A 20,935-nucleotide genomic window follows, 5' to 3' on the forward strand; every position below is an offset into this window, starting at 1 on the left:
GCTCCGGCGCTGGGTCAGGAGTCGTTGAGCATGTGCAGCAGGTCGCGGCGCCCGCGCGCCACCCGGGAGCGGACCGTGCCCACCGGGACGCCGAGGGTCCGGGCCGCCTCGGCGTAGGGCACGCCCTCGATCTGTGTGAGGACGAACGCCCTGCGGCGGCACTCCGGCAGCGCCTTCAGCAGGTCGAGCAGGGCCAGGTACTCGTCGAACCGCTCGGACACCGTCCCGGAGCCGATCCGCGACCAGTCGTCCACCGGCTCGTGGCGGGGTGTGCGGGCCTGGGAGCGGTAGCGGTCGGCGACGGTGTGCCGTGCCACGGACAGCAGCCACGAGCGGACCGGGGCCCGGCCCTCGTAGCGCGCCAGGCCGCGCATGGCCCGGGAGAAGGTCTCCTGGGTCAGGTCGTCGACCCACGAGGGGTCCACACGGCGGGCGATGAACCGGGCGACGTGGTCGCGGGTCCTGGTGAAGAGGGCGTTCATCTCCTCCTCGCCGCCCTCCTTGGCGCGCAGCGCCAGGTGGAGGTCCTCGTGGTCGCGGCGTGCGTCGGCGGAAGCGGTCGCGGGGGTGCCCAGCGGGGAGGGACGCGTCTCGATGAGCGCGGTCACAGGTGCTCCTTCGGTCACCGCGCAGGCGGACCCGCCGGGCGGCGCGAGGGCCGACCGCGGGACACGTGTGCGCGGGGGATGACAGGGTCCGTGTACGCGCCGGCGGGGGATCCGCCGGCGGTGGCGGCGTACGGCCTGGGGCACCGGGAGCGCCGGTGTCGGGGACACGGCTCACGGCACGACGGACCCGCGGCACCGGGAAGGGCAGGGGCGGGCCACCTCTGCGGCGGACCACGCGGGGTGTCCGTCGAGAGCGGCCCCCTGAGAGTGGTGGCGGGTGCTCAGGCGGTACGCGGCGCCGGAGGCGGACCGCGCAGGATCCTGGTGTGCCGGAGGTAGGGCAGGAGGGGGCGGACGCGCCCCTCGTCGAACCAGGTTCCCCGGCCGACGGAGGGCTCGGGGAGGACCCGCACCTGTCCGAGGACGAGCAGGAGCGGGAAGACGGTGAGCGCCATGAAGCGCAGGAAGGCGAAGAGGGCGTTCTCGCCGCGGTGCAGCCACCAAGCGCTGAGCAGAGCGGACACCACGTGCATGGCGATCATCTGCCAGCCGGACAGGTCCGCTCCGGCGGAGGCCCTGAGGGCGGCCGAGTAGGCGTCCGCGCCCCCGTGTCCGGCGTGCCCGTCCGAAAGCTGGGTGTAGCTGAAGGACAGGTGCAGGGCGAGCTGGCCCCAGAGCATCCATCCGGCCAGGGCCAGGGGGCCGTGGCGGCGCCCGGCCGCGGCCCACGCCACGGCCGCGACCACGGCCAGTCCGAGCAGGAGGCCGCTCAGGGGGACATCGTGTCCGGAGCTCAGGGCGTGCCCGTGCGCGGACAGGCTCGCGCACACCAGGGCGAACACCCCGGCGCGCAGCGGACGGCACGTCTGTTTCCCGGACATCTCCCCTATGGTCTCACCTCCTCACGGACCGGCTTCTCCGGGACTGCTCCGCTCCGGGACAGCCCGACGGCGCGCGCACCGGACCGCTTTGGCCGGAATCTTGCACATGCTGTCCTTCAAGCCGCTAGCCGTGCCGGGGGCCGTACCGGAGCCTGGAGGCCGGGGGTTCCATCACATCGACGCACCTCCCCCCGAGGCATCGATAAAAGAGTTCACACATGTATCTGGTTCACCTGACCTTCCTCTCCCCTCAACACAAACGCTTCCCCTGCGACATCAGGGAAATGATCGAATCCGCGTCCGAACCCGGGGACGGACTGGAACACATCAGCGTGCACCAAAGGGCGGGAGCGGACCCCGTCATCGGACTCTTCCTGCGCTCCCACAGCCTCGACGACACCGAGCGCACCGCCTCCCGCCTCTGGCGCAGGACCGTCGAAATCCACTGTGAACTGCGGGAATATCAGCTCTTCAGGTGCGAGGTACCCCTCATAGACGACACCTTCCCCTAGCGATCAGCCCTCGCCCCCAGGCGCCACAGGCATGGACGAAAGGGGACATGGACCGTTTAGGACATCATCGAATCCTTCACTTCGATCAGAGCACGTGCTCATAATGAAGACGTCGCAAAGGACACCGAAGAAACGAAGGAAAACACGATGCCCCCGAGAAACACAGATTTCTCCGACACGGTCACAGCCATTCCCTCTCCGGCCTTCGTTTCCCTTTTCGGGGGCCTGTGGAGAGACGACTCGGCCGGCGACTCCGGCTGGCAGTGAACACGCCGCCCCGCACGAACCGAAGGAAGGACAGCGGTGCACACCACGGAGCCCGGACCCGACTACGCCGAACTGGCTGAGCGGTTCACCACCCCGCTCTTCGTCTACGAAGCCGACGAGTTCGAACGGTCCTACACCCAACTCAGACAGGCGCTCCCCCACGGCGTCGACATCATGTACTCACTCAAGGCCAACCCGAACATCAGTGTCTGCGCGCTGCTCGGTTCCCTCGGGGCCGGCGCCGAGGTCAGCTCGCACGCCGAACTCGTCACCGCCCTGCGCGCCGGGGTCGCGCCCCGGGACATCATCTTCCTCGGCCCCGGCAAGTCCGACGCGGAGCTGCGGGCGTGCGTGGACGCCGGGATCGCGGCACTGGTCTGCGAATCGCTTGAGGAGGTCGAGCGGCTCGACGCGCTCGTGGCCCGGCGCGGCTCGGAGCCCTTCCCGGTGATGCTGCGGGTGAACCCGTCCTTCACCGCCAAGGGGCAGGGGCTGGCCATGGGTGGCAAGCCCCGCCAGTTCGGCATCGACGAGCGGACCGTCCGCGACGCGAAGCGCCGCCTCGCCGACCTCACCGGTGTCCGCGTCACCGGGATCCACGCCTACATGGGTACGCGCTTTCTGGACCACGCCAGTGTCGCGGCCAACACCGGGCGCATCCTCGCCCTGGCCGAGTCGCTCGCCGCCGACCTGGGCATCGGCCTGGAGACCGTCGACTTCGGGGGCGGCCTCGGGGTGGCCTACTTCGCGGGCGAGAGCGACCCGGACATGGACCTGCTGCGCCGGGACATGGACGGGGTCATCGCCGATTTCCGCGAACGCAACCCCCACTGTCGGCTGATGATGGAGTCCGGCCGCTTCCTGACCGCCCGGGCCGGCACCTACGTGGTGCGCGTCCGGGAGGTCAAGGAGTCGATGGGCGAACTCTTCGCCGTGGCCGACGGAGGCACCAACCACCACATGGCGGCCGTGGGCATCGGCAGCTTCGTCAAACGCGACTTCCCGGTACGCCACCTGGGCGCGCCGGACGCGCCGCCCACCCACCGGTACTCCGTCACCGGGCCGCTGTGCACGCCCAACGACCTCATCGTGAAGAAGGCCCTGCTGCCCGAGGTGCGCCCCGGGGACCTGATCGGCATCGGCCGGTCGGGGGCCTACGGGCCGACCGCCTCACCCGTCCTGTTCCTCAGCCACGGGTACCCGGCGGAGGTCCTCGTCCACGGCGGCGGCGCCGACCTGGTCCGGGTCCCGGACACGACCGAGGACCTGCTGGGCCGGCAGCGGCTGGTCCGGACCCGATGACGCCCGCCGTCCGCGTGGGCGTGGACGTCCTCGACCGCCGCGAACTCGACCGCCTGCTGCTCCGTCCCTGGTTCCTGCGCTTCGGCTACGCCCCGCAGGAGCGGGCCGAGGCCGAGGGGCTGGGGCCGCGACGGCGGGCCGAGTTCCTCACCGGGCGCTTCGCCGCCAAGGAGGCCGTCCTCAAGGCACTGGGCAGGGGGATGCTCCAGGGCATCGCCCTGAGCGACATCCGGGTGGCCCGGACCGGGAGGGGCGCGCCGCGCGTGGTCTTCCTCGGCGCCGCCGCCCGCATGGGGCTCCCCCCCGTGAGCCTGTCCATCTCGCACAAGAACGACGTCGTGGTCGCCGTGGCGCTGTGCACCGGCCACGCCGACACCGGAAGGGAAAGAGGAGCACATGCCGACCGCAACCGTTGAACCGACCGCGTCCACCGCCGCACCGCCGGAGGAACCGGCCGGGCCCGTGACCGCGTTCCTGCGGGTCCGCATCAGTGAGGCCGAGGCCTACTACGGAGGGGGCGTCGTGGAGGGCGCCCGGGTCCTGCGCCTGTTCGGCGACCTGGTCACCGAGATCACCGTGCGCGAGGACGGCGACGAGGGCCTGCTCTCGGGCTACACCGACGTGCGCTTCACCGCACCCGTCGTCGCCGGCGACTACCTGGAGGTCCGCGGGAAGCTGGTGCGCCGGACCCGCCTGCGCAGGGTCGTGGAGCTGAGCGCCGTCAAGGTCATCAGCGCCGATCCCGGGGTGCGGCCCAGCGCGGCCCGGCTCCTGGACGAGCCGCAGCCGGTGTGCACGGCCACGGCGACGACCGTGGTGCCCCGTGCGGCCCTGACCCGCGAGGGGTCCCGATGAGCACCGACGTGGGACTCCTGCACGAGATGCTCGACGAGGCCGCCCGGCGGGACCCGGACACCCCGGCTCTGGGGTTCGGCGACCGGACGGCGAGCCTGGGATCCCTGGCGGCCGACAGCACCCGGATCGCGCTCCACCTGCGGGCGCGGGGCCTGCGGCGCGGCGACCGCGTGGCCGTGCGCACGGACGACCCGCTGGCAGCCGTCACCGCGCTCTTCGCGGTCTCCCGGGCGGGCGCGGTGTTCAGCCTGCTGCACGAGAGCGTGCGGGAGGGGGCCTTCACCCACGTGCTCGGCGACGCCGAGCCCGCGGCCGTGGTCTGCGACACCGACGGGGCCAGGGCGGAGGCCACCGCCGCCGGCGCCGACTTCCTCACCACCGGCGAGCTACTCGCCCTGGCCGAGGCACCGGCCCCAGCAGACGCGGACGGCCCTCCCCCGGTCCTGGAGGTCGACCCGGTCTGCATGATCTACACCTCGGGCACCACGTCGCGGCCCAAGGCCGTGGTGAGCACGCACCAGCAGGTGCTGTTCGCGGCCCGGGCGATCCAGCGGCGCCTGGCCTACCGGCCCGACGACACCGTCTACTGCCCCCTGCCGGTCTCCTTCGACTACGGCCTCTACCAGGTGTACCTGGCGCTGCTCTCCGGTGCCCGGCTGCGCTTCGGCACCGCCGCCGAGTCCGGTCCCCCTCTGCTGCGCACCCTCGTCGAGAGCGGGGCGACCGTCCTTGCGGGTGTTCCGGCCGTGTCGGATCGCCTGGCCTGGCTGGCCTCCCGCGGCAAGCGGCTCCCCACCGGGCTGCGCCTGCTCACCAACACCGGCGCGGCGCTGTCGGAGAAGACCGTCTCCTCGCTGCGCGCGTCCCTGCCCGGGCTGCGGGTGCAGGTGATGTACGGCCTGACCGAGTGCAAGCGCGCGGCCATCATGCCGCCCGACGGGGACCTGGAGCGCCCCGGATCGTGCGGACTGCCGCTGGAGGGGACCGAGATCTTCGTGGTCGGCCCCGACGGCGCGCGCCTGCCCGCCGGGGAGACCGGCCAGATCGTGGTCCGGGGCCCCAACGTCATGGCGGGGTACTGGCGGCGCGAGGAGCTGACCGCCGAGCGCTTCCACCGCCGCGACGGGCTCTTCCCCGAGCTGCGCACCGGCGACTACGGGTGGGTGGACGAGGACGGCTACCTGTACTTCGACGGCCGCAGGGACGACATCTACAAGGAGCGCGGCTTCCGGGTCAGCGCCACCGAGGTGGAGGCCGCGGCGCACCGGGTCGAAGGGGTGGCCTCCGCGATCGTCCTGCCCCCCGCCGAGGGGCGGCCAGCCCAACTGGCCGTCATCTCCAGCGTCTCCAAGGAGGAGGTCCTGGAGGGGATGCGCCACGAGATCGAGGAGTTCAAGGTCCCCCGGGTCTGTGTCCGCTTCGACGACCTGCCCACCAACAGCAACGGCAAGGTCGACCGGGCCCGGCTCGCCGACCTGATCTCGGCTTCGGGGCGCACCTGAGCGCTCCGGCCCGCACACACCACGCACCACACCGATCCGACAACGCTAGGAGAAACCCATGCAGCGCAACGACGTCGTCACCGCCCTCGAAGCGGCCCTGTCCGAGGCCCTGGAGCGCGAGGTGACCGGCCTGGAGGGCCGTGTCCGCCTCTTCGAGGACCTGCACCTGGACTCCACCTCGATGCTGGAGGTCCTCATGGCCCTGGAGGAGTCCATCGGCCTGCAGGTCGAGCCCGAGGACCTGGAGATCGAGGCGTTCGAGTCCGTCGACACCCTCACCGACTTCGTCCTGTCCGCGCAGCCGGCCGCGGTCTGAACCCCCTTCCCCGTCTGAGAGGCCACCATGCTCATCCGTTCCTTCGCCGAGATCGAGGACACCGAACGCCACATCAAGGGTGCCAAGGGCACCTGGGAGAGCAAACGGATCGTGCTCGCCCGCGAGGGCGTCGGGTTCTCCCTGCACGAGACCACCGTCTACGCGGGCACGGAGACGTCCCTGTGGTACGCGAACCACTACGAGGCCGTGCTGTGCGTGGAGGGGGAGATGGAGCTCACCGACGACGAGACCGGCGAGAAGCACTGGATCACCCCCGGCGTCATGTACCTGCTCGACGGACACGAGCACCACACGCTGCGCCCCACCAAGGACTCCCGGTTCATCTGCGTGTTCAACCCGCCGGTCACCGGCCGGGAGGACCACGACGAGAACGGGGCCTACCCCCTGCTGACCGAGCCCGTCGGCTCCTGACCCCGCCGACGCCCCCACAGCCCGCCCGAACAGAACCTGGGAGCCCGTCATGACCGTCACTTTGGACGCACCCGAATCCGCCGCGCGCGCCAGGGTCGTCTTCCGCCGTCCCGTCCCGGCCGACGCCCGCGCCGTCCGGGACCTGGTGCGGGAGTCCGACCAGCTCGACGACAACAGCGAGTACTACTACATGATCTGGTTCCGCGACTTCGCGGCGACCTCCGTGGTGGCCGAGCTCGACGGGGAGGTCATCGGTTTCCTCACCGGCTACCGCCGACCGGACGCGCCGGAGACCTACTTCGTCTGGCAGGAGGCGGTCCGGCCCCGGCACGGCATCCCCTTCCTGGGGGTGAAGCTCTTCGACCACGCCGTGGGCGAGCAGCTCCTCAACGGTGCCCGGTACGTGGAGGCGACCGTGTCGGAGGAGAACACGCCGATCGTGATGGTGCTCAAGCGCTTCGCCAAGCGCTGGAGCGCTCCGACGCACAAGAGCGTGCTCTTCTCCAGCGCGGACTTCGGCGGGGGCCACCACGAGGAGACCCTCTACCGGATCGGTCCGGTCCTCCCCTGAGCGCAGGCCCGGTGAACACGGCGCCGGGGCGGTGGCGGACCACCGTCCCGGCGCCGGCGTGCGCGGGGCCGTGTCAGACGGCGGGGACCGTACCGCGGAAGGTGCGGCGGTAGGCGCTGGGGGACACCCCGAGTTCGACGTGCATGTGCTGGCGCAGGGACGCGGCCGTGCCGAACCCGGCCTGGGCCGCGATGCGGTCCACGGGCAGGTCGGACTCCTCCAGGAGCTGGCGGGCCAGGTCCAGGCGCTGCTGGGTGATCCACTTGCCCGGTGACTGTCCCACCTCCTCACGGAAGCGGCGTGTGAAGGTGCGCACGCTCATCGACTCCTGTTCGGCCATCTCCTTCAGGCCGGGTTGGAGGTGGAGGTGGTCCAGGGCCCAGGCGCGGGCGCGGGCGGTCGCCGAGCGCTCCGGTTCCGGTACGGGGTGCCGGATGTACTGGGCCTGGCCGCCGTCCCGGTGGGGAGGGACGACCGTGTTGCGCGCCACCTCGTTGGCGACGGCGGCGCCGTGGTCGGTGCGGATCATGTGCAGGCTCAGGTCGATGCCGGAGGCGACCCCGGCGGCGGTGAGCACCCGCCCGTTGTCGGTGTAGAGCACGTCGGGGTCCAGGTGGATGTGCGGGTACATGGCGCGGAAGGGCCCGGCGGACATCCAGTGGGTGGTCACCCGGCAGCCGTCGAGCACCCCGGCGGCGGCGAGCACGAACGCCCCGGTGCAGATGGAGGCGAGCCGGGCCGTGGGCCGCACTCGGGCGAGGACAGCGGCGAGTTCCGGGGCGAGGGGATCGTGGGGGCGCTGCCCGTAGTCCTCCTCGGCGGCGGGGACGATCACCGTGTCGGCCCCGTCGATCGCCTCGGGGCCGTGGGCGACGTTCATCGTGAAGTCGGTGTCGGTCCTGACCTCGCCGGGTTCCAGACCGCAGGTGAGGACCTCGTAGAGGGGCCGGTCGGCGGCGTCGCGTGCCCGCCCGAACAGCCGGTGGACGATGCCGACCTCGATGGGCAGCAGGCCGTGGCGGGCGAGGACGACCACGCGGTGGAGCCGGTCGGGGGCACAGGAACTGGACATGGCCCGATTCTTTCACATCCTGTCCTTCAGGACACTGTCAGTGGTGCGGGCTCTCCGAGGATTCTGGTTCCATGACACGCGAGACCGCCTCACAGCACAGGCCGACACCCGTACTGTTCCACCGGGCGTGGGCGATCGCCCTGATCGCCTGCCTGACCATCGTGGCCGCGGCGGCCTTCGCCGCGATGCCCGGGATCCTCATCGACCCCCTGCACACCGAGTACCAGTGGTCGCGCGGTTCCATCAGTGTCGCCGCGTCGGTCAACATGATCCTCTACGGGGTCATCGCCCCGTTCGCCGCCGCCCTGATGGACCGGTTCGGCATCCGCCGGATCGCCCTGGTGGCCCTGTCCACCATCGTCGTCGGCGCCCTGCTGACCACGGTGATGACCGAGGTGTGGCAACTGACCCTGTACTGGGGCGTGCTCATCGGTGCGGGCACCGGGTCGCTGTCCATGACCTTCGCCGCGACCATCGCCGGCCACTGGTTCGTGAAGCGCCGGGGACTGGTGATCGGGGCCCTGACCGGTTCGAGTGCCTTCGGACAGCTGGTCTTCCTGCCCGCCCTGGCGTGGATCGTCGACCACCAGGGGTGGCGCCCGGCCCTGGTGACCCTGTCCCTGACCGCGGGCACGATGATCGTCCTCATCGCCCTGATCCTGCGCGACCACCCCGCCGACGTGGGGCAGCGCCCCTACGGCGCGACGGCCTTCGTGGAGAAGCCGAGGACGGACGAGGGCGCGGCCCGGCGGACGGTCGGGGTGCTGTACCGCTCCGTGCGCAGCCGCGGGTTCTGGCTGCTTGCGGGGGCGTTCGCCGTGTGCGGCGCGACCACCAACGGGATCATGTGGACCCACTTCGTTCCCGCCGCCCAGGACGAGGGGATGGCCGTCACCGCGGCCGCCTCCCTGGTGTCGATGATCGGCGTGTTCGCCCTGGTGGGGACGGTGCTGTCGGGGTGGCTCACCGACCGGTTCGATCCGCGCCTGCTGCTGGTGGGCTACTACGCGGGCCGGGGACTGCTGCTGGCCGCCCTGCCCGCGCTGCTGGGCCCGGACGCCGGGCCGGCCATCGTCTCCTGGGTCGTGGTGTTCGGCCTGCTCGACGTCGCGACGGTGCCCCCGACCATCCTGCTGTGCCGCCGGGTCTTCGGCGCGGACGGCGCGATCGTGTTCGGCTGGGTCAACGCCGTCCACCAGGTGGGAGCGGGGGCCATGGCGGCCTTCGGCGGCTTCACCCGCGACGCGACCGGCGACTACGGGCCCGTGTGGCTGCTGGCCGCCGCGCTGTGCGGGGTCGCCGCGGTGGCCGCGTTCCGGGTCGGCCGCACGGGGGAGGGCTCCGCCGACGACCGTACGGAGCGGAGCGACGCCCCCTCCGAGCCGGCGGAGGCGTGAGCGCCATGGCCGAGACCACCAGCGTGAGCGCCACCAAGCGCGGCTCCCGCAAGGCACCCTCCCTGTCGTTCGCCCTAGTGCTGCTGTTCATGGCGACGGCCGTGGCCTACATCGGCTTCTCCGGACTCGACCAGAACCTGAGGGCGGCGCGCGGCGAGGGCGCCCCCGGGACGTTCACCGCGGTGAGCCTGTCCTGTATCCAGCACCCGGGGCACGAGTCGTGCACCTGCAACGGCCGTTTCGCCCCCGGCGACGGCGGGGAGACGCGCGGGGTGTACCTGCACGCCGCCGGTCGGGACACCTGCGTGGAGGGGGAACGGATCGCGGCGGTGGACGTGGGCGCGGACAACCGCGTCTACGGTCCGGACGGGTCCCGCGAGTGGATCCTGTCCCTGCTCCTTCTCGCGGCCCCGCTGGCCGTCATCGGGGTCCACGGGCTGTTGTGGGCGCGCCACCTGCACCACCGTACGACGCGTTTCGGGTAAGGGGCACGGATTCATCGTCCATCCATTCTTCCGGAATGCGGACCACACCCTCCGACGGAGTCGGAAAATCGCAGGTTAAAAGCCTCTGCCCCACCCGGAAACACCTTTGAACAGGGATTTCATCGATCAGAACCCCAGGGTCTCGGCAGATTGGCGACCACGTGATATAAGTATATGGCCCCAAAAAAGAAGAAAGAGAACATTACTCCACCCGGGGGTGAGAGGGGCATGGATGACCTGGGCATCGATCCTGTCGCCGAATCCGTCTATCGGCGCATGCTGTTCCACCCGGAGGAAGGGGTCTCGGAACTGGCCGCCGGCCTGGACCTTTCCGAGGGAAAGGTCCGAGAGGGCCTGGACGTTCTCAGTGAACTGGCGATGGTGCGCTCCTCCACCAGTTCCGGCGGACTTCTGCACGCGATCGATCCCCACTTGGGCACACAGATCCTCCTCGCCCACCAGCAGGCGGACCTGGCCCGGCAACAGCAGCGGCTGGAGGAGAGCCGGGCCGCGGCGGCACAGTTGATCGGTGACTTCAGCGAGAACTTCGGTGCCGCCCCCGAGAGCGAGGAACTGTCCGTGATCCGGGGGCTGGACCGGATCCGGGACACCCTCCACCTGCTCAACGAACAGGTGCGGGAGGAGTTCTGGACCTTCGCCCCCGGCGGTTCCCAGACACCGGAGAACATGAAGTCCTCGCAGCCGCTCAACCGCAGGCTCCTGGACCGGGGCGTACGGATGCGGACCGTGTACCTGGACAGCCTCACCAACGATCCGGACAGCGCCACGCACGCCAGGAACCTGGTGGACCTGGGCGCACGGGTCCGCACGGTGCCGTCACTGCCGACCCGCATGGTCATCTGCGACCGGGCGGTCGCGATGGTCGCGATCGACGACGAGGACACGGCCAAGGGCGCGGCGGTGATCAGGGCACCCGGTGTGGTGACCGCGCTGTGCACCCTGTTCGAGGAGGTGTGGCGCAGTGCCCGGGAGCTGGCCGCCGCACCGAGCAAGGACCCCGGTGAGGAGATGACCCCGCAGCAGAGCGAGGCCCTCAGACTGCTCGCCCAGGGGCACACCGACGAGGTGATCGCCCGGCGGCTGGGCGTCTCCCAGCGCACGGCCCGGCGCTTCGCGTCGGAGATCATGGTGCGCCTGTCCGCGAGGAGCCGGTTCCAGGCGGGCGTCAACGCCGTGCGCCGGGACTACCTGCCCGCCGAGTAGCGCGGCGGGCACGGCAGCGGGACCGCACACGAACCGCCTCAAGGCGCGATGACTCTTCCGGGGAACGGAATCAATCGCTCACTCCCTCAGGTGGCGAGCCGAGCAGGTCTCTTGTCGTGGTCGCCGTCTCCAGCGAATGGAGGGACGTGTAGCGCTGCCGCTGCGTGTACCCCGCCCCCCGACCCGCTCCATCATGCGGAAGACACGCAGCCAGGCGTCGGTGATCGGGGTCTCGGCCATGGGAGAGGAGGAAGACCTGGTAACGCCCCTCCGTCCAGCCCTCCGCGCGGGACTTCTCGATCACTTCGGCGATCTTCCGGTCATTGCGGTCCGGTGAGGCGCGGAGATGCGCCGCGTTCTCAGGTGTCCACTCAACATGGTCGCGTCGGTGGACGACCTTCGGAACGTCGGGCTTGATCTCACGGTCGGTATAGAAGGCAACGCGTTCGACCTGACGGAACGTACGCCCCGCCTGACAGACATAGGCACGGCAGTACTCATAGAGCGGCCAGGCGTTCCGGGCGGCGACGACCACCGTGTCCTCGATGTCGACCGGCCGTTCACCGTAGACCTTGAGCACACGGCTCCTTTGCTCCAGCCAGTCCGCTACATCGTGGTCGATGTAGCGGGCCAGTGTGAAGATTCGCCGGGCCTCGAAAGGGACGTCAACGCTGAGCATGGAGTCGTGGTGGGCCAAGCGGTTCCTGAACTTTCGGACACCGTCCAGTTCGACCGACACCTCTTTACGCCGACCCGATGCGTTGGGAAAGGCCCTGTACAAGCACTCCCGCCAGAGTTCCTCGTACCGCGTGCCGAGGAGGCCCGACCAGAAACCAAAGGTCAGCCCCGCGACGATCTGATCCCGGGATTCCTGTTTCTGTTTCCGAAGACGCTCCCGTACAACCTGGACGGCCTCAGCCACATGCTCCCCACCAGGGGTAGGAAGGAGAAACCAGGGGATCCCACACTCACTCTCGCGAACATGCTCACGCAGGCATTCGTCGAGGGCATTGCGCAATAGCACCTCAAGATGCCCGACGTCCTCGAAAGCCGCGGCCGCGGTCCGTGCACTCCACTCGTACACCGCGAGGGCATCGCGTCTGTCCCCACCGGTCTTTCGCAGATAGGGAGCCATACGAGGCTCCGACAGTCGGTTCCAGACGATGTTGACTGCGTCATCGACAGGGGCCATACGGTGAGGGTATCGTTGCGGTGAACGCCCCGGTGTCGCCTCTGCTGCAAGCGCCCGGGGCTTTTCCGTGTACGCCGCCGCCTGATCCGCTCCCAGTGCGCCTGTCCGCGAGGAGCCGGTTCCAGGCTGGCGTCAACGCCGTGCGCCGGGACTACCTGCCCGCCGAGTAGCGCGGCGGTGGCGGACGGAACCCGCCACCACCGGCCTCCCTGAACGTCAGCCGCCGGTACCCGCGACACCGATCGGGCAGCTGGCGCCGGTGCCGCCGATGCCGCAGTAGCCGCCCGGGTTCTTGGCGTCGGACAGGTACTGCTGGTGGTAGCCCTCGGCGAAGTAGAACTCCCGCAGCGGGGCGATCTCGGTGGTGATAGGCCCGTACCCGGCCCGGGTGAGCACCGGTTGGAAGGCGTCCCGGGTGGCCTCGGCGGCGGCTCGCTGGGCGTCGTCGTGGTGGTAGACGGCGGAGCGGTACTGCGTGCCCACGTCGTTGCCCTGGCGCATCCCCTGGGTGGGGTCGTGCCCCTCCCAGAAGACCTTGAGCAGTTCGGCGTAGGTGATCCGCTCCGGGTCGAAGACCACGCGCACCGCCTCGGTGTGGCCGGTCAGGCCGGAGCAGACCTCCTCGTAGGTGGGGTTGGGCGTGTAGCCGCCGGCGTAGCCCACGGCGGTGGTGACGATGCCGTGCTCGGCGCCCAGCCGCCAGAACGTGCGCTCGGCGCCCCAGAAGCAGCCCATGCCCACGTCGAGGACCTGTGTCCCCTCGGGGTAGGGCGGGGTGAGCGGTGTTCCAAGGACGGTGTGCGCCGCGGGTACGGGCATCGGGGCGTCCCGGCCGGGCAGGGCGCGTGCTGGATCGACCATGGTGGTCCTGATACCGAACATGTGTCCAGCGTAATCGGAAAGCCCGCGCCGCACACGGGCTCTTCGGGGCCCGTGGACGGCGTTCCGCCACAAAACGGGCAGACACGCCGGAGGATTCATCCTACGATCGAAGCCGTGCGCGAATCCAACCACGGCGTCCTCCTCGGGGCAAGCGCCTTCCTCCTCTGGGGCTTCGCCGCCCTGTACTGGCCCTTCCTGTCCGCCTCCGAACCCAGCGAGGTACTCGCCCACCGCATGGTGTGGTCCCTCCTCGCGATGTCCCTCTTCCTGTTCGCCTCCCGCCGGGGCTGGTCCTGGCTCCCCGGCGTCCTGCGCAGCCCGCGGCGCTTCCTGCCGGTCGCGGCGGCCGCGGTCGCCATCTCCGTCAACTGGTGGGGCTTCATCTACTCGGTCTCCATCACGGAGACGCTCCAGGCCTCGCTCGCCTACTTCATCAACCCGCTGATGTCGGTGTGCCTGGGCGTGGTGTTCTTCTCCGAGCGGCTGCGCCGCCTGCAGTGGGCGGCGGTCGGCCTGGGGACCCTGGCGATCGTGGTCATGACCCTCGCCTACGGCTCCGCGCCGTGGCTCTCCCTGCTGATGGCTTCCTCGTTCGCGGCCTACGGGGCGATCAAGAAGTACGTCGACCTCGACGGCGCGCAGAGCCTCACCGTCGAGACCATGGTCATGTTCCTGCCCGCGCTGGGCTTCGTCCTCTACCTGGAGGCGACCGGTTCGGGCACCGCCCTCTCCGTCTCCCCCGCCCACACGGCGCTGCTCGTCGGCGGCGGCTTCGTGACCGCGCTTCCGCTGCTGCTGTTCGGCATGGCCACCCAGAGGGTGCCGCTGAACGTCATCGGCATGCTCCAGTACATCGTCCCCACGATGATGTTCTTCATCGGCTGGCTGCTCCAGGGCGAGGAGATGCCGCCGAGCCGGTGGCTCGGGTTCGCGATCGTGTGGCTGGCGGTGGCCGTGTTCGCCTACGACCAACTGCGCGCCTCCCGGCAGAGGTCGGCCACACGGAGGCGGGAGGCCTCGGCGGCCTGAGATCCGGTTCCCCGATCCGCGAGAACGAAACCACACTCCGTAGCACTGTGATAACTTTAAGCCCGGAGTGGGGGTCCCCCGCTCGGAACACACATCCACACGTCGCGGAGGGTTCGACCATGCCTGGCACCGGCCGAGCGGCACGCGCCGCCTCGACCGCGCCCGGCATCGCCCCGGCCCTCCTCGGCGTGTGGCTGCTGTCCGGGGCCCTTCTGGTCCTCCTCTGGGTTCTGACGGCGGCCCCGGCACACGCCGACGGCCCCGACGGCGCCAAGCCCCTGACTGCGGCCGTGCCCACCGGGGTGACCTCCCCGGTCACCGCCGTCCTGGGCACCGTCCACGCGGGCCTGGAGGGATCGGCGACACGGACCGCCACCGTGCTCCCCTCGACGGCGGAGGCGCTCGGCACGGTCGGCGACGGGGCGCGGCACGTCGTCCAGGGGATCGACGACACCCCTCCCGGAGGCTCCGTGGCCGCGCTCGCCACCGCCCTGTCCCCCGTTTCGGCTCCGGGGACCGTCCACGCGCCGGTCCCGCGCGGCGAGGAGCGCACCGCCCCGGACACCGGCCCCGCATCGCCGACCGAGCCCCCGGCCACGGCACGCACCGCACCGCCGCCGGACGCACCCGCCACCGCACAGGTCCCGGCGCACCTTCCCGCTCCGGACACCGGCCGGACCACAGCGACCGCCGCCGACCCCGGACCGGTGCCCGCGCCCGAGCCCGAGAGCGGCCCCGCCGCCACCGGCGCACCGGGGTCGGTGTCCGCACCGGGCGTCGCCGGGTACCTCACCTCCACACACCTGGCCGCTCCCGCCGCAGCGCCCGTCCGCGCCTACGGGCGCCTTCCACGCACCGTGCCCGGCGGCCCCACCGAGGACCCCACGGTCTCCCCCGACTAGGACCGGTCCCCCTTTCGGACCGTTCCCAGTCCCGCCCGGCACCGTGCCCTTCAGCGCCGCCACTGGGGGCTGACCTGAGTTCCGTGCGCTCGCTCACGTGACTCAGGTCAGCCGGTGGTCCACCACTCCTCCGGCCCGGCACGCACGCGCCCGCACACGCACGCGGCCACCCGTGTTCCACGAACCGACCCTGAAAGGCACGACCATGGCCCAGACCACGCGGACCTGCGCCCGCACCCTCGTCCTCGCCGCCGCCACCGCCGGGTTCATCTCCCTGGGGGCCGGTGTCTCCCTCGCCGAACCCGGCACCAGCGGCCTCGGCCCGGCCGCGGGCCGGATCCTGTCGGAGACCATCGCCCCGGCGATGGGGACCGTGGCCCCGGGCGGGTTCGTCCCCGCAGCCGACACCGCACTCCAGGAGCTCCAGAGGACCGCCCGGGAGCAGGACAAGCCCGCCCCGGACCTGTCCGCTCCCCTGCGGGCCGGTGAGGGCGTGGGGTCACCCGCCCTCGCCGACACCGTCGCCGCCGTCCAGGACGGCACCGGGCTGGACGGCGACACCTCGGACACCGTGGGTCACGCGGCGGGCGACGCCCTGGCGGGGGCCGCCACGGACACTGGGACCGTCGTCGAGGGCACGCTCCGGGGCGCCGGCGCGGGCCTGGAGGACTCCGCGTCCCGGAGCCTGCCGAGCACCGTGGGCGAGGTGGACGGCCTGAAGAGGGACGTCCTGCCCGCGCCCTCCGGCCTGCTCCCCGAAGCGGGCACCGTCCACCAGAGCGCCCCCGCCCCCGCGCTTGCCGACCTCACGGGCGAGACCGGCATCGGCGACCTGACCTCGCAGGTGTCCGACGCGACGGGGCTGGGCCTGCCCCGGATCGCCGAGGGCCTGGACACCGGCACGGTCGAGGCGCTGGGGGCTCGGGTGGCCGAGGGCGACCTGCTGAGCGAACTCGACCTCAGCGACCCGGTCTCCATCGAGGGCGGCACCCCGCGGGGCACCGCGGGGTCCGGGGCCGAGGGGCTCACGAGCCACCCGACCTTCCTCAACCCGCTGCCCGGCTCCACGGCCCTGCCCGCCGTGAGCTGACCGGCTCCCTGAGACACGGCGTCCCCGCCGCCCTGCCCGGGCGCCGGGGACGTCGCCCGTGTTCGCTCTGGTCAGCCGCTGCGGCGCACCACGTAGTCGCACAGGGTCTCGAAGGCGCCGCGCGCCGCCCCGTGGGGCAGTGTGGCCAGTTCGGCGCGGGCCAGGTCGGCCCAGTTGTCCAGTGTCGCCTCCGCCTCGGCCATCGCGGAGTGCTTGCGCAGGAGCACCAGTGCCTCCTCGGCCTCCTCATCGTCCAGGGGGCGGCCCAGGAGCGAGCGGAGCCGCTCGTCCTCGGGCGCGGTGGAGCGCAGCGCGTGGAACATCGGCAGGGTGAGCACGCCCTCGCGCAGGTCGGTACCGGGCGTCTTGCCGGAGTCGGAGGTCTCGCTGGCCACGTCCAGCAGGTCGTCGGAGATCTGGAAGGCCATTCCCAGGGCGTCGCATGCCCGGGTGAGCGTGGCCACGGTCTGGGGGTCCACCTTGCCGAACATTCCGCCGAACTGGGCCGAGGACGCGATGAGCGAGGCGGTCTTGTCACTGATGACCTGGAGGTAGTGCTCCAGCGGGTCGACGCCCTGCGCCGGTCCGGAGGTCTCCAGGATCTGCCCCTGGACCAGCCGGGCGAACGTGGCCGCCTGCAACCGGACCGCGTCGGGACCCAGGTCGGCGAGCAGTTCGGAGGCCTTCGCGAACACGTAGTCCCCGGTGAGGATGGCGACGCTGTTGCCCCACCGCTGGTTGGCGCTGGGGCTGCCCCGCCGCAGTTCCGCCTCGTCCATGACGTCGTCGTGGTACAGCGTCGCCATGTGGGTGAGTTCGACCACGGACGCGGCGGGGATGAGGTCGGGCGCTCGGGGATCGCCGAACTGGGCTGCGAGCAGCACCAGCATGGCGCGGAACCGCTTGCCGCCCGCCGTGATCAGGTGGGACGCCGCCTCCGTCAGCATGGGGTTGCTGGACTCCACGGTCGACCGCAGGAGCGCCTCGACCCTGTCGAGGTTCTCCTGGACCTCCCGGGCGAGTGTCGGATCGACTCTCGGCAGAGCGAGAAAACCGCTCGGGACAGCACCGCTCACCGTAAGGCTCCACCTGTTGAACGGGCGCGGGTGGGCGCCCCGGGGAGGGGGCCCACCTCGCGCTCAGCACATGAACATGATTCGACTTGCCACGGTATCCGACCCGGATTGCTCATCCAAAGCCATCCCCCGTTCGACGGTCATCCTTCTCCCGAAGCCGCTGTGACCTGGTGCACCGTGACCGAGACGGGTTCGGCCCCGGGCTCGGACCCGGGCAGCAGGCGGTCCAGGAAGGCCTGCGGGAACACGCCCAGCACCAGGGTGGCGGCCACGCCGAGGGCGATCACCCCACCGGTGAGGACGCCCGCCGGAGCCACCGTCGGACCCTCGCCCTCCGGATCCCGGAAGAACATCACGACGATGATCCGGACGTAGAAGAAGGCGGTGACCGCGCTGCTGAGCACGCCCACGACCACGAGCGGTGTGGCGCCTCCGGCGACGGCCGCCTCGAACACGGCGAACTTGCCGATGAACCCGCTGGTGAGCGGGATCCCGGCGAAGGCGAGCAGGAACAGGCCCAGGGATCCCGCCAGGAGCGGGGAGCGCCGTCCCAGCCCGGCCCACTGGTCGAGGTCGCCGACCTCCTGCCCGCCGTCCTTGGTGCGCACCAGGGTGACCACGGCGAACGCGCCCAGGGTCGTGAACCCGTAGGCCGCCAGGTAGAACATGGCGCCCGCGAGCCCCTCGACGCTGTTGGCGACCACGGCCGTGAGGATGAACCCGGCGTGCACCACCGACGAGTAGGCCAGCAGCCGCTTGACGTCGCGCTGGGTGACGGCGATGACCGCGGCGACCACCATCGTGAGGATCGCCACGGTCCACAGCATCGGCTCCCACACCTGCACGGACCCGCCGAAGGGGACGAAGAACACTCGGAGCAGCGCACCGAAGGCGGCGACCAGCGTGCAGGAGGCCATGAGCGCGGTGATGGGCGTGGGCGCGCCCTGGTACACGTCGGGCTTCCAGTTGTGGAACGGCACCGCGCCGACCTTGAACAGCAGTCCGACACCGACCAGCCCGATCCCCATGACCAGCAGCGGTTCCCCCTCCCCTCCGGCGAAGACGGCGGCGCCGCCGCTCTCCACGGCCGCGCGGATGTCGGCGAAGTCCACCGATCCCGCGTAGCCGTAGACCATGGCGATGCCGAACAGGAAGAACGCCGAGGCGAACGCGCCCAGCAGGAAGTACTTGACCGCGGCCTCCTGTGAGAAGAGGCGGCGGCGACGGGCCAGACCGCACATCAGGTACAGCGGCAGGCTCATCACCTCCAGGGCGATGAACATGGTGAGGAAGTCGTTCGAGGCGGGGAACATGAGCATTCCCAGGACCGCGAACAGCACCAGCGGGTACACCTCGGTGTGCTGGGAGCCCGCCATGATGTGCGCGCGCTCCTCCTCGCTGCCGGGCACCGTGGCCGCCTGCGCGGCGAAGGCGTCGCGGCCGTCGCGGCGCTCGGCGATCAGCATGAGGCTGACCAGGGCCAGGACCGCCACGGTTCCCTGGAAGAAGAGCACCGTGCGGTCCACGGCCAGCACCCCGGCGGCGAGCAGAGCCCCCTCCTCGGGGAGGGTGGCCATCTGGGCCAGGACCAGACCGAACACGGCGAGCAGGGCGAGCGCGGCCAGGGCGATCTGGAGGCCGCGTCGGCGCCGTGCGGGCACGAACGCCTCGAACAGCACGGCGAGCACACCGGCCGCGAACACCGTCAGCAGCGGCGCGAGCAGCCACCAGTCCAGTGCCGGTGCCGCCTCGGTGAGTCCGGGAAGCTCCGGCTCCACGGCCTCGGCGGGGATGAGGGGGATCACTCCTCGTCTCCTTCCTCTGCACCGCCGTCGGCGACGGCGGCGGCCTCGGAGGCGTTCTCTTCGGCCGTGCGTTCCACTGCGGGGTTGATCACGTCCAGGACCGGCTGCGGGTAGAGGCCGAACGCGATGATCAGGACGACCAGCGGGCCGACCGCCCAGGCCTCGCGCCCGGAGAGGTCACGCAGCCCGGACAGCTTGTCGGGCAGCGGTCCGGTCATGGTGCGCTGGTACATCCACAGGATGTAGAGGGCGGCCAGGACGACACCGGCCGTGGCCAGGACCGCCGGGACCGCGTTGAACTCGTACACGCCGACGAACACCAGGAACTCGCTGACGAACGGTGCCAGTCCGGGCAGCGCGAGCCCGGCCAGGCCGACGACCAGGAAGGTCCCGGCGAGCTTCGGGGCGATCTTCTGGACGCCGCCGTAGTCGGCTATGAGCGCCGTGCCCCGGCGGGCGATGAGGAAGCCCACGATGAGGAACAGCGCCCCGGTGGCCAGCCCGTGGTTGACCATGTACAGGGCGGCCCCGGCCTGGCCCGAGGGGGTCAGGGCGAAGATGCCCAGGGTGATGAACCCGAAGTGGGACACCGAGGTGTAGGCGACCAGGCGCATCATGTCGGTCTGGCCGATGGCCAGGACCGCGCCGTAGACGATGCTCACCAGGCTGAGCCCCACCACGGGCCACACGAACCAGGAGACGGCGCCCGGGAACAGCTCCATGCAGTAGCGGAGCATCCCGTAGGTGCCGACCTTGTCCAGCACGCCGACGAGCAGGACGGCGGTGCCGGGCCGGGAGGCTCCGGCGGCCGACGGCAGCCAGGTGTGCACGGGCCACATCGGCGCCTTGATCGCGAAGGCGATGAAGAAGCCGAGGAACAGCCACCGCGCGGTCTCCGGTGACAGCGCGCTCAGCGCGCCGCCCTCCCCGACCAGGTCGGACCAGAGGAACGTGCCGCCGTAGACGTACACCCCGATCACGGCGACCAGCATGACCAGGCCGCCCGCGAGGCTGTACAGCAGGAACTTCACGGCCGCGCGGGCGCGGCCGTCCCCGCGCCCGTACCGCCCGATCATGAAGTAGACCGGGATCAGCATGGCCTCGAAGAACACGTAGAACAGGAAGACGTCGGTGGCGGCGAAGACGCCGACCATCATCGCTTCCAGGAGGAGGACGAGCGCCAGGTAGCCGCGCCCGCCGTCGGGCCGGTCGTCGTGCTCGTTCCAGCCGGCCAGGACGACCAGCGGGACCAGGACGACCGACATCAGGATCAGCGCCAGCGCGATCCCGTCGACGCCCACCGCGTAGTTGACCCCGAAGTAGGGGATCCAGGGGTGGACCTCCTCGAACTGGAGCCGTCCCGCGGCCGAGACGTCGAACGACAGCGCCATTGCCGCGACCACGAGCAGTGTGGCCAGGGAGAAGCCCAGCGCGGTGCGCTTGGCGGTCTCGGCCGAGGCGCGCGGGAGCGCCCACAGGACGAGTGCGCCGACCGCCGGCAGGGCGATGGCGAGTGTGAGCCAGGGGATCATGGT

22 protein-coding genes are annotated in these 20,935 nt (G+C 71.1%); 14 read left to right on the forward strand and 8 right to left on the reverse strand.

Going from position 1 to position 20,935, the window contains the following annotated elements; genetic code table 11:
- Positions 1 to 14: 14 nt before the first annotated feature.
- Both ACFHWE_RS12875 and ACFHWE_RS12880 read right to left on the reverse strand, forming a co-directional pair.
- Positions 15 to 608 (reverse strand): RNA polymerase sigma factor, encoded by a 594-nt coding sequence (locus ACFHWE_RS12875; RefSeq protein ID WP_416601488.1) that lies wholly within the window; start codon positions 606 to 608, stop codon positions 15 to 17.
- A gap of 281 nt (positions 609 to 889) precedes the next feature.
- Positions 890 to 1,489, reverse strand: a complete 600-nt coding sequence (locus ACFHWE_RS12880; RefSeq protein ID WP_416601490.1) for a hypothetical protein — start codon at positions 1,487 to 1,489, stop codon at positions 890 to 892.
- A 218-nt stretch (positions 1,490 to 1,707) separates the two neighbouring features.
- Here ACFHWE_RS12880 and ACFHWE_RS12885 point away from each other — a divergent pair, with 218 nt between their 5' ends.
- From ACFHWE_RS12885 to ectA, 8 genes are all read left to right on the forward strand, one after another.
- Positions 1,708 to 2,001 carry a hypothetical protein gene (locus ACFHWE_RS12885; protein ID WP_416601492.1) on the forward strand — a complete coding sequence of 98 codons (294 nt, stop codon included), beginning with the start codon at positions 1,708 to 1,710 and terminating at the stop codon, positions 1,999 to 2,001.
- A gap of 303 nt (positions 2,002 to 2,304) precedes the next feature.
- Entirely contained in the window at positions 2,305 to 3,570 is a 1,266-nt protein-coding gene (locus ACFHWE_RS12890; RefSeq protein WP_416601494.1) for a type III PLP-dependent enzyme, read from the forward strand.
- Entirely contained in the window at positions 3,567 to 3,986 is a 420-nt protein-coding gene (locus ACFHWE_RS12895) for a holo-ACP synthase (RefSeq protein WP_416601496.1), read from the forward strand. Before ACFHWE_RS12890 ends, ACFHWE_RS12895 begins: the two co-directional genes overlap by 4 nt.
- Positions 3,967 to 4,425, forward strand: a complete 459-nt coding sequence (locus ACFHWE_RS12900) for a 3-aminobutyryl-CoA ammonia lyase (protein WP_416601498.1) — start codon at positions 3,967 to 3,969, stop codon at positions 4,423 to 4,425. The genes ACFHWE_RS12895 and ACFHWE_RS12900 overlap by 20 nt, the downstream gene beginning before the upstream one ends.
- Positions 4,422 to 5,927, forward strand: coding sequence for a class I adenylate-forming enzyme family protein (locus ACFHWE_RS12905; RefSeq protein ID WP_416601499.1), 1,506 nt, complete (start codon positions 4,422 to 4,424; stop codon positions 5,925 to 5,927). The genes ACFHWE_RS12900 and ACFHWE_RS12905 overlap by 4 nt, the downstream gene beginning before the upstream one ends.
- Positions 5,928 to 5,985: 58 nt before the next feature.
- Positions 5,986 to 6,243, forward strand: a complete 258-nt coding sequence (locus ACFHWE_RS12910; RefSeq protein ID WP_416601501.1) for a phosphopantetheine-binding protein — start codon at positions 5,986 to 5,988, stop codon at positions 6,241 to 6,243.
- Between the two features lie 27 nt (positions 6,244 to 6,270).
- Positions 6,271 to 6,675: an ectoine synthase gene (locus tag ACFHWE_RS12915; protein WP_416601503.1), complete on the forward strand. Its 405-nt coding sequence runs from the start codon at positions 6,271 to 6,273 to the stop codon at positions 6,673 to 6,675.
- A 49-nt stretch (positions 6,676 to 6,724) separates the two neighbouring features.
- The gene (gene ectA, locus ACFHWE_RS12920) at positions 6,725 to 7,246 is read left to right on the forward strand and encodes a diaminobutyrate acetyltransferase (protein WP_416601505.1); all 522 of its coding nucleotides are present in this window, start codon (positions 6,725 to 6,727) and stop codon (positions 7,244 to 7,246) included.
- Positions 7,247 to 7,319: 73 nt separating this feature from the next.
- On the opposite strand, the gene ACFHWE_RS12925 is transcribed toward ectA, so the two are convergent.
- Complete coding sequence (locus ACFHWE_RS12925; RefSeq protein WP_416601507.1) at positions 7,320 to 8,318, reverse strand: GlxA family transcriptional regulator; 999 nt, start codon at positions 8,316 to 8,318, stop codon at positions 7,320 to 7,322.
- 71 nt (positions 8,319 to 8,389) lie between these two features.
- Between ACFHWE_RS12925 and ACFHWE_RS12930 the strand changes: the two genes are divergently transcribed.
- The 3 genes from ACFHWE_RS12930 to ACFHWE_RS12940 all read left to right on the forward strand — a co-directional run bounded on the left by ACFHWE_RS12930 (position 8,390) and on the right by ACFHWE_RS12940 (position 11,424).
- Positions 8,390 to 9,715, forward strand: a complete 1,326-nt coding sequence (locus tag ACFHWE_RS12930) for an MFS transporter (RefSeq protein ID WP_416601509.1) — start codon at positions 8,390 to 8,392, stop codon at positions 9,713 to 9,715.
- A gap of 5 nt (positions 9,716 to 9,720) precedes the next feature.
- Positions 9,721 to 10,200, forward strand: a complete 480-nt coding sequence (locus tag ACFHWE_RS12935) for a hypothetical protein (RefSeq protein ID WP_416601510.1) — start codon at positions 9,721 to 9,723, stop codon at positions 10,198 to 10,200.
- Positions 10,201 to 10,428: 228 nt separating this feature from the next.
- The gene (locus tag ACFHWE_RS12940) at positions 10,429 to 11,424 is read left to right on the forward strand and encodes a LuxR C-terminal-related transcriptional regulator (RefSeq protein WP_416601511.1); all 996 of its coding nucleotides are present in this window, start codon (positions 10,429 to 10,431) and stop codon (positions 11,422 to 11,424) included.
- Between the two features lie 70 nt (positions 11,425 to 11,494).
- Here the strand turns inward: ACFHWE_RS12940 and ACFHWE_RS12945 are convergent, their stop codons facing one another.
- The gene (locus tag ACFHWE_RS12945; RefSeq protein ID WP_416601512.1) at positions 11,495 to 12,616 is read right to left on the reverse strand and encodes a hypothetical protein; all 1,122 of its coding nucleotides are present in this window, start codon (positions 12,614 to 12,616) and stop codon (positions 11,495 to 11,497) included.
- Between the two features lie 216 nt (positions 12,617 to 12,832).
- Positions 12,833 to 13,498 carry a peptide-methionine (S)-S-oxide reductase MsrA gene (gene msrA, locus ACFHWE_RS12950; RefSeq protein WP_416601514.1) on the reverse strand — a complete coding sequence of 222 codons (666 nt, stop codon included), beginning with the start codon at positions 13,496 to 13,498 and terminating at the stop codon, positions 12,833 to 12,835.
- A 114-nt stretch (positions 13,499 to 13,612) separates the two neighbouring features.
- On the opposite strand from msrA, the gene rarD reads away from it, so the two are divergent.
- The 3 genes from rarD (at position 13,613) to ACFHWE_RS12965 (ending at position 16,519) form a co-directional block, all read left to right on the forward strand.
- The gene (gene rarD / locus ACFHWE_RS12955; protein ID WP_416601516.1) at positions 13,613 to 14,527 is read left to right on the forward strand and encodes an EamA family transporter RarD; all 915 of its coding nucleotides are present in this window, start codon (positions 13,613 to 13,615) and stop codon (positions 14,525 to 14,527) included.
- Positions 14,528 to 14,646: 119 nt separating this feature from the next.
- On the forward strand, positions 14,647 to 15,429 hold the full coding sequence (locus ACFHWE_RS12960) for a hypothetical protein (protein WP_416601518.1): 783 nt from the start codon (positions 14,647 to 14,649) through the stop codon (positions 15,427 to 15,429).
- 205 nt (positions 15,430 to 15,634) lie between these two features.
- Positions 15,635 to 16,519, forward strand: a complete 885-nt coding sequence (locus tag ACFHWE_RS12965; protein ID WP_416601520.1) for a hypothetical protein — start codon at positions 15,635 to 15,637, stop codon at positions 16,517 to 16,519.
- Between the two features lie 71 nt (positions 16,520 to 16,590).
- Here ACFHWE_RS12965 and ACFHWE_RS12970 read toward each other — a convergent pair whose 3' ends face one another.
- From ACFHWE_RS12970 to ACFHWE_RS12980, 3 genes are all read right to left on the reverse strand, one after another.
- Positions 16,591 to 17,595: a polyprenyl synthetase family protein gene (locus ACFHWE_RS12970; protein ID WP_416601521.1), complete on the reverse strand. Its 1,005-nt coding sequence runs from the start codon at positions 17,593 to 17,595 to the stop codon at positions 16,591 to 16,593.
- Between the two features lie 140 nt (positions 17,596 to 17,735).
- Positions 17,736 to 19,400, reverse strand: coding sequence for an NADH-quinone oxidoreductase subunit NuoN (gene nuoN / locus ACFHWE_RS12975; protein WP_416601522.1), 1,665 nt, complete (start codon positions 19,398 to 19,400; stop codon positions 17,736 to 17,738).
- Positions 19,397 to 20,932, reverse strand: coding sequence for an NADH-quinone oxidoreductase subunit M (locus ACFHWE_RS12980; protein WP_416601523.1), 1,536 nt, complete (start codon positions 20,930 to 20,932; stop codon positions 19,397 to 19,399). Before ACFHWE_RS12980 ends, nuoN begins: the two co-directional genes overlap by 4 nt.
- Positions 20,933 to 20,935 lie beyond the last annotated feature (3 nt).

The sequence above is a fragment of the Nocardiopsis sp. LOL_012 genome, from assembly GCF_048060475.1.
GTDB lineage: Bacteria > Actinomycetota > Actinomycetes > Streptosporangiales > Streptosporangiaceae > Nocardiopsis.

What these genes read in the sequence shown, in the direction of transcription:
- ACFHWE_RS12880 (WP_416601490.1), bottom strand. Translation starts at nt 1,489, where the DNA reads ATGTCCGGGAAACAGACGTGCCGTCCGCTGCGCGCCGGGGTGTTCGCC.
- ACFHWE_RS12910 (WP_416601501.1), top strand. Translation starts at nt 5,986, where the DNA reads ATGCAGCGCAACGACGTCGTCACCGCCCTCGAAGCGGCCCTGTCCGAG.
- ACFHWE_RS12930 (WP_416601509.1), top strand. Translation starts at nt 8,390, where the DNA reads ATGACACGCGAGACCGCCTCACAGCACAGGCCGACACCCGTACTGTTC.
- ACFHWE_RS12895 (WP_416601496.1), top strand. Translation starts at nt 3,567, where the DNA reads ATGACGCCCGCCGTCCGCGTGGGCGTGGACGTCCTCGACCGCCGCGAA.
- ACFHWE_RS12900 (WP_416601498.1), top strand. Translation starts at nt 3,967, where the DNA reads ATGCCGACCGCAACCGTTGAACCGACCGCGTCCACCGCCGCACCGCCG.
- ACFHWE_RS12965 (WP_416601520.1), top strand. Translation starts at nt 15,635, where the DNA reads ATGGCCCAGACCACGCGGACCTGCGCCCGCACCCTCGTCCTCGCCGCC.
- ACFHWE_RS12960 (WP_416601518.1), top strand. Translation starts at nt 14,647, where the DNA reads ATGCCTGGCACCGGCCGAGCGGCACGCGCCGCCTCGACCGCGCCCGGC.
- ACFHWE_RS12915 (WP_416601503.1), top strand. Translation starts at nt 6,271, where the DNA reads ATGCTCATCCGTTCCTTCGCCGAGATCGAGGACACCGAACGCCACATC.
- ACFHWE_RS12885 (WP_416601492.1), top strand. Translation starts at nt 1,708, where the DNA reads ATGTATCTGGTTCACCTGACCTTCCTCTCCCCTCAACACAAACGCTTC.
- ACFHWE_RS12940 (WP_416601511.1), top strand. Translation starts at nt 10,429, where the DNA reads ATGGATGACCTGGGCATCGATCCTGTCGCCGAATCCGTCTATCGGCGC.
- msrA (WP_416601514.1), bottom strand. Translation starts at nt 13,498, where the DNA reads ATGTTCGGTATCAGGACCACCATGGTCGATCCAGCACGCGCCCTGCCC.
- ACFHWE_RS12925 (WP_416601507.1), bottom strand. Translation starts at nt 8,318, where the DNA reads ATGTCCAGTTCCTGTGCCCCCGACCGGCTCCACCGCGTGGTCGTCCTC.
- ACFHWE_RS12980 (WP_416601523.1), bottom strand. Translation starts at nt 20,932, where the DNA reads ATGATCCCCTGGCTCACACTCGCCATCGCCCTGCCGGCGGTCGGCGCA.
- ACFHWE_RS12905 (WP_416601499.1), top strand. Translation starts at nt 4,422, where the DNA reads ATGAGCACCGACGTGGGACTCCTGCACGAGATGCTCGACGAGGCCGCC.
- ACFHWE_RS12945 (WP_416601512.1), bottom strand. Translation starts at nt 12,616, where the DNA reads ATGGCCCCTGTCGATGACGCAGTCAACATCGTCTGGAACCGACTGTCG.
- ectA (WP_416601505.1), top strand. Translation starts at nt 6,725, where the DNA reads ATGACCGTCACTTTGGACGCACCCGAATCCGCCGCGCGCGCCAGGGTC.
- ACFHWE_RS12935 (WP_416601510.1), top strand. Translation starts at nt 9,721, where the DNA reads ATGGCCGAGACCACCAGCGTGAGCGCCACCAAGCGCGGCTCCCGCAAG.